The sequence below is a fragment of the Brachyspira catarrhinii genome, assembly GCF_005518285.1.
Lineage (GTDB): Bacteria > Spirochaetota > Brachyspiria > Brachyspirales > Brachyspiraceae > Brachyspira > Brachyspira catarrhinii.
The window spans coordinates 1-4,195 of record NZ_SJDU01000204.1; the positions used below are offsets into that span (position 1 = coordinate 1).

The window sequence follows — 4,195 nt, forward strand, 5'->3', positions numbered from 1 at the left end:
TGGATTTAGCTCCCGCTGTTACTTTAACTTCTATGTTCATCTATAAATATTTTCTAGACCTGATAAATCCGATGCCGAATCGAATTTAACATAAGGCTGTGCTCCTCCCACATTCCAACATATATTATAAGTTTGGAAAAGAAATTTTTCATTAAATGGAGAATTATCTTTTTCTTCTTTTTTTTCTTTTGGAATACCGTAATATCCTTCATCATCTTCTAATACACCAAAATGTTTAGTGTATCTTTGAAAAAGATATTCTTTCTTCATATCATATAATAAATATATTATATATAATTGATTTATTGGATCTTTGATAGCTATTATCTTAGTTTCTTTTTCAGTTTCTAGTATATTTTTTAAATTTGATTTTCTATTTTCATCTAAAAATTTATCTATTGATGTGGACTTATTATTATGATATAAGTATACCAAATATAAAAAAGCACGTTTTTCCTTTTCTGCTTCATTTAAGGAAGAATCTTTTAATACTATCATATGATTATAATAAATATATATATTTTTATCTAATAAAAGTTCACCCCATATTTCATTTTTTTTACCATATATTTCTATATACTGTTCTAATAAATTATCAAATAATTTTAGCTTTTCTTCAGATTTAGAAATTATATTTTCTTTTAATTCTAACTTATCCTCTTTTTTATCGAAAAATATTTCTTCAAAAAATTTTGTGTGAAGGTTGTATTTATTAATAAAATCTTCATTATTTTCTGAATATGCTAGCAAAAATATATTTTTAATTCTTCCTTTAAATAAAGCGTCATTTTCAATTTTCAATATAGTCTCTTTATAGTTAGAATATTTATTAAAAATCTCTAGTTTTAAAGCTTCTTCGTATTTTTGTTCAGGGGATATACCTTTAATTTCTTTATTGTTGTCTAATAATTTGTTAGGAAAATCAGATATTGTTTTTTTAGATAATAATTCTAATGATTTCACTGCACTAGCTACTAAATTATCAGAATTTATATTGCTGTTTTCTATTAAATTTCTAAACACTCTTATTTTTTCCAATATTTCTTTATCTTCATTTTTTACTAAATATAATAATCCGTAAAATAAAGCTCTTTGTCCATCAGTCAATTTATAACTTTCTTTCTTATCGCCTTCAATTATTTTATCTATATCAATAACTTTTTTATCATTAAATTGACATTTTTTTTGAAATAAATCCTTATTTTCATTGATTATTTTTAATGCTGGAATAATCCAATCAAATATTTTTAATAATATATCTTTATAATTCTCTCCTTTATCATTCTTTCCTTTGATACTCATCAAATCAAAATCAAAATATATTTCTTCTTTTTCTGTGTCTGGTTTACAAATATTGTTTTCTATTACAAAAATATCCCTAGCCCAGTATAAAACAGCATTCCAAATATTATCAGTATTATAAACATTATCTCCTTTGCATTCCCATAAAATATCCTGCCAGTCCTTTTCCCATTTTTCAAGATATTCATATTTTTTCTTTTCATCTTTCATATCCTCAACTTTTTTATTATCCATATCTTCAACTAATATAGCTTTTAATTTTTCATATTTTTCAAGCTCCCTTCCTCTGGCATTTAATGATATATATTCTTTTTCAAGTCCTCTGTCATCATTAGTAATGCATGTAAAAATAATATTTTGTTCTATATTACTTTTTATATTATTTTTTATATCTTCTTTATTTTCTGTAATTTTATTAAATTCATACTCTATAATATCAAGAGCTTTAAGCATTGATTTTACTGTAGGGTCATTATCCCATATACTTAAGTACCATATACAGTTTTTTATTCTTTCAGATATACTTTCTCCGTTTATTTTTCCTATCTTTGATATATTTTCTTCAAGGAGTTTTTCCAAAAAATTATTGCAGTTTTCTCTTACTTTGAATTTGAACTTTTTTATATAATCTTCACCTATTCCTATATACCAATAGAGTAATACCAATGTAGTTATTCTTTGCTGTCCGTCTATAAGAGCGTATATTTCTTCATTTTGATAAACTTTATATGAGTAAAAAAACCCTATATCCAATTTATTTTCTTTATCATTATTAATATTATTAAATATATTTTTTAAAAACCTTCTCAATACTATTTCATTATTTCCCCAAACATAATCTCTTTGTATTTCTGGTATTATTAATTCATTGTTTAATAATTCGCTTAAATTCATTTTTAATCCTTAATTATTTTAAATATTTTTTCTAATTGTGCCTCTTGATAATTAATATATGCATCAAAATCTGTAGGAGTCCAATATGCTTTTGTTCTCTCTGCTCCATCAAAATTTTTAGAGAATATTTTTAAAGTTAAAGGAGGAATGAAAATATTTCCATTAGATAACTTTTCAAGCAGTTTACTTCTCTTTTCTTCAAAAATACCATTTTGCAAAGAAGAATTTACATCTTTTTGAAGTAAAGCTAAATTGCCTATTTTTTGTATATCAAATACTATCTTATTACTAATTTCATTAATTTTATTAATATCAATGTATTCTTTTTCAACATCATTCTCTTTTTTTTCATTAATAGGTTCTCTAAGTTTTTCTATAATTAATTTTTTTAGTTCATCTATATTTTTATTATTATTGACAATACCTAATATACCACAAATCTTTTTTAATTCTTCTTTATTTTCTTCTTTAAATAAAAATATTAAGTCTAAAATATATGATTTATAATTTTCTTTTGTAGCATTTTGAGGAAATATATGCTCTATAGACCACTCTTCTTTATTATGCAAATCGAATCTGTATCTGAATCCTTTATTGAATATTTTTTTATTAAAATTATAACCTTCCAAACAATTTAATAAAAGCATTATATTTTTTATTATATCATTTTTATTATCTTGATAACTTAAATCTTTGTATTGAGTTTCTCCTATTTCAATATAATTATTATCATCTATTTTTAATGATAATTTCTTGATAATTGATTTAATGATTTTATTTTTCAATTTATATTTATCATCATCTGTTTTTTCTGGAAGTAAATCTTTAATTGATTTGCCTATATTTACAGCAATACCCACTAAATGATACATGTCATTATCATAATACCAGTCTTTTATGGTGTAATAATAATCTTTTATTTTATTTAGTATATCATTACTTATTTTCTTATTTTCTTTATTTTCTTTATTTTCTTTATTTTCTTTATTTTCAAAAAGATCATTATAATATTTAAAAGTTTCAATTCCAATCAAATTAAATAATAAGGATAATTTATTTGCACTTTTATTATTTGCTGCTATCCAATACCATACTTCATCTTGAGCTAGAAAACTTTCCATTTCGTCCCATAATCTTCCTATATTGCTTCTTATCTCATTTAAAAGTACATCATTATTTTCTTTAAATTTATTTTCGCTTATATTTATTATCAAATCAGCTTTTATTAATTCTATATCTGTGAGTGCTACTTTTCCGCTGTTTAAGTTGGCAAATACAGTTTCGCCTTTAATGTTTGTTTTTTCATCTTTAATGTTTTTCTTTTTTAATTCTAATTCATGCTTATAGAAATACACATTTTGAAGATTATTTTTTATTTTCTCTTCTAAGTTTTCAAAGTTTTCAAAATTTTGATGATTATTATTTTCATTACTTTTAAACCATTTATGCATACAATATAAAGCATTGCAAATAAAGTAAATATCCTGCTTATTATAATTGTTATTATCTTTAACTAAATTTGAAAATATTTCTTTTATTTTTTCATTATTTTCAATATCTTTAACATTTTTAATAAGATTAATTACACATGTTATTTTCTTCTCTATAAACTCTTTTGTTTTTTCTCTTATTTGATAATCTAAATTATATATTTCTTCAGAATTTAAATAATTTAAAAGAAGATATATCGTTGTAAGTCTTTGCTGACCGTCAACTACTTCATATTGCCCTTTATCTTCATTGTTTATAATGGTTAAATTATGCAGACAATGATCTTTTTTATTATCTTGACCTATAGAATTAATATCATTAAGTAAATCTTCTATATTTTCTTTGCTCCATTTATATCCTCTTTGATAGTTTGGAATATAAAAAGAATAATTTTTTAAATAATCCTCATTTTTTTCATTTTGTAATATATAAATTTTCTTTTTACCATTCATATTCTTTTCATCAATCATATATAAAAGCCTTTTTAATATAATGCTATAAGTATAGT

2 protein-coding genes are annotated in these 4,195 nt (G+C 22.0%); both read right to left on the reverse strand.

Going from position 1 to position 4,195, the window contains the following annotated elements; all coding sequences use genetic code 11:
* Positions 1–36: 36 nt before the first annotated feature.
* Entirely contained in the window at positions 37–2,196 is a 2,160-nt protein-coding gene (locus EZH24_RS08000) for a DUF262 domain-containing protein (protein WP_137998602.1), read from the reverse strand.
* A 2-nt stretch (positions 2,197–2,198) separates the two neighbouring features.
* Positions 2,199–4,157, reverse strand: a complete 1,959-nt coding sequence (locus EZH24_RS08005; protein ID WP_137998604.1) for a DUF262 domain-containing protein — start codon at positions 4,155–4,157, stop codon at positions 2,199–2,201.
* Positions 4,158–4,195 lie beyond the last annotated feature (38 nt).

Bases quoted from the DNA above. Each gene is read 5' to 3' on its own strand.
- EZH24_RS08000 (WP_137998602.1), bottom strand. From the start codon at position 2,196: ATGAATTTAAGCGAATTATTAAACAATGAATTAATAATACCAGAAATA.
- EZH24_RS08005 (WP_137998604.1), bottom strand. From the start codon at position 4,157: ATGATTGATGAAAAGAATATGAATGGTAAAAAGAAAATTTATATATTA.